We start from the raw sequence: 2,683 nt of genomic DNA on the forward strand, positions 1-2,683 counted from the left end.
TGTTATTTCTTACCCATTAATCCACCTGTTATTCTACCTATTACTTTACCCGTTATTGCACCCAATTTAGGTATAACGGGCAGAATAACGGGTGAAATAATGGGTAGAATCATAGTTTTACTAACTTGCACCCCATGATACTTTCAGTATCAATGCCACTCATTTTCTGGACGAAAATGAATGACATAAGGCTCCGCCCTCTGGCTATTTTCTTCGGCTGGACGCCTGCGAAAAAAACCATTCACCCAAGCCCGTCAAACTCACTGCGTTCGTCTGACCACCCCCTTTTTTCGCCCCTGTATTTGGTCGCTCAAAAATGTGGTGGTCAGACGCTTCGCTTGACGGGGGGCTTTGCCCCCAAAACGAAACACGTTCACTGGGGTTCACTTGCCATCGCTGGGGCGTGTCATTTCGTTTCGGCTCCCCCTGTTTTTCCCTTTCTTCGCTGGACGCTCATCAGGATAAAAACAAAAAGCCTACCGCCCTCGTTTTACTCGGTTGGTCAAATCGCTTCTTGCCACAAAACAAGTTTGTGACTTTCAGCGATTTCGCATCGTTTTACTTGTCAGTTTGCACGATGTTAAAAACGCACTCAGAAGCCCGCAAAACCGTTCTAAACTTTCAGCGTAGATTTGGGTGTTTTATAGGGTGATCGTGTCTTAAAATCGTTTCGAGGGGCTTTAATGGGGATGAACGGGAGGTTTTTGCTAACTAACTCGCCCGTTTAACATAAAAGGGATTGTATGAATCAATTTTAGCTAGAGTTTAAGGTTGTTCAAATTAATGTACAATGATTGCACTGTATAAATAACCAGGTGTAGCATGTATGGAAAAGCACTTTATCAATGAAAAGTTTTCACGAGATCAATTTACGGGGAATAGAGTTAAAAATATTGCCTTTTCAAATTGTGATTTTTCAGGGGTTGATTTAACTGATACTGAATTTGTTGATTGTAGTTTTTACGACAGGAATAGCTTGGAAGGGTGTGATTTTAATAGAGCCAAACTAAAAAACGCTAGCTTTAAAAGCTGCGATTTATCAATGAGTAATTTTAAAAACATTAGCGCCTTAGGTCTTGAAATTAGTGAGTGTTTAGCTCAAGGAGCTGATTTTCGAGGGGCTAATTTTATGAATATGATAACTACAAGGTCATGGTTTTGTAGTGCTTATATAACCAAGACAAATCTTAGTTACGCTAATTTTTCTAGAGTCATATTAGAAAAGTGCGAACTGTGGGAAAATCGCTGGAATGGCACTGTGATAACTGGCGCCGTGTTTCGTGGCTCCGATCTTTCTTGTGGGGAGTTTTCATCGTTTGATTGGTCTTTGGCTGATTTTACTGGTTGTGATTTAACGGGTGGGGCGCTTGGCGAGCTTGATGCAAGGCGAATTAATTTAGATGGAGTGAAGTTGGATGGAGAGCAGGCGCTTCAGCTTGTTGAGAGTTTAGGTGTTATTGTTCACCGATAAAATCTAGGTAAAAAACGCCTAATGCCCCAATGTGGTACTAATCAAAACGGAGCGAAGCGACATCTTCATCTTGTCTTTGCTTTTCTCCATGATCAGTTATTGGGTCATGGTCTCTTAGCTCGTTAATCTGGCTAAGTTTGGTTAGGTTGGGCTTCTTTCGACACTTCGCAATCCAAGAAATCCCTAGTCCGTTGATTGGTGCTCTTATCAGGTACGCACTGTAATCTTTCGATACCGCAGCGTGATTCGGAGGTAGAGCCGGAATTTCGTTTTCCGGTACGTTTTACTACCACAATTTGCCTGTTTATCCTTTCGGAGACCGGGCTAAGTCCGAGTCAATCAAGTGGTGCATTTGGGTTAATGTCGTTGGCTGGTATTTAATGAGAACGTGACAAGCGCCTCTCACGTTGCTAAGATTGGATTGCGACGTCTAATCTGAGCAACGAATGCACAAGATTTAGAGTACCAGAGCCCTGTGATGCTGTCACGGGGCTTTGTTACATCTGGAGCTTGGTAAACCTCATAAATTCAATTCGCAACGCTCGCCGCAAGGCGTGAACTTGTTTCACGTCGAGGAAGCGGAATTTCTCGAAAGCCTTATACTGTCTCCGTTCACACATGATCGGAGGGTGTCTCTATGTCTCAATTATTTCGTTTGGCATCGCCAGAAGATTACGAATACATCGAAGAATTAAATTTATGGGAATTGTCATTTGATAAGCGACCGGTTCAAGGGGTTCGTTGTGAAGATCCGGTGATCGGGGCAGAAAAATATAATCAAGGGCGTGAAAAATTTAAGGCGTTAGCGTCACGGCATAAAAAACACTGGAAACCGAACGGATTGACCTTTTCGGAGTTGATCCGCTGGGCAATAGAATGCGGAACTCCAGAACAATGTCAGCTTGTTTTAGCGTTATACCATTGCACAAACGATGATGATTATCAGGCGATGGGAATTCAGTTAAGCCGAAGTATTGATAATGCAAATGTCAGTCCGATCATCTTTTTCACAGGTAAAAATCAACGGTTATTAGGTGATATTTCGATGCTAAAACAGCTCGAAGAAAAGGTGCGCTGACGTTAGGTTTACCTATTATTTTATGTATTATCCTATCTATTATTCTATCTCTTATTTTATCTATTTCGTCTGTAATAGGTAGAATAATACATAGAATAAGATACAGAATAATAGATAGACACAAGATGACGTTG

At 41.8% G+C, this 2,683-nt stretch carries 2 protein-coding genes; both read left to right on the forward strand.

From position 1 onward, the window contains the following. Positions 1-826 precede the first annotated feature (826 nt). Entirely contained in the window at positions 827-1,471 is a 645-nt protein-coding gene (locus P3L56_RS22560) for a quinolone resistance pentapeptide repeat protein QnrD1 (protein WP_012634451.1), read from the forward strand. A 637-nt stretch (positions 1,472-2,108) separates the two neighbouring features. Continuing rightward, on the forward strand, positions 2,109-2,549 hold the full coding sequence (locus P3L56_RS22565) for a hypothetical protein (protein WP_015063446.1): 441 nt from the start codon (positions 2,109-2,111) through the stop codon (positions 2,547-2,549). Positions 2,550-2,683 lie beyond the last annotated feature (134 nt).

The organism is Providencia sp. PROV024 (genome assembly GCF_032709665.1).
Lineage (GTDB): Bacteria > Pseudomonadota > Gammaproteobacteria > Enterobacterales > Enterobacteriaceae > Providencia > Providencia huashanensis.

Coding starts and splice junctions, on each gene's coding strand:
- P3L56_RS22560 (WP_012634451.1), top strand. CDS start 827: ATGGAAAAGCACTTTATCAATGAAAAGTTTTCACGAGATCAATTTACG.
- P3L56_RS22565 (WP_015063446.1), top strand. CDS start 2,109: ATGTCTCAATTATTTCGTTTGGCATCGCCAGAAGATTACGAATACATC.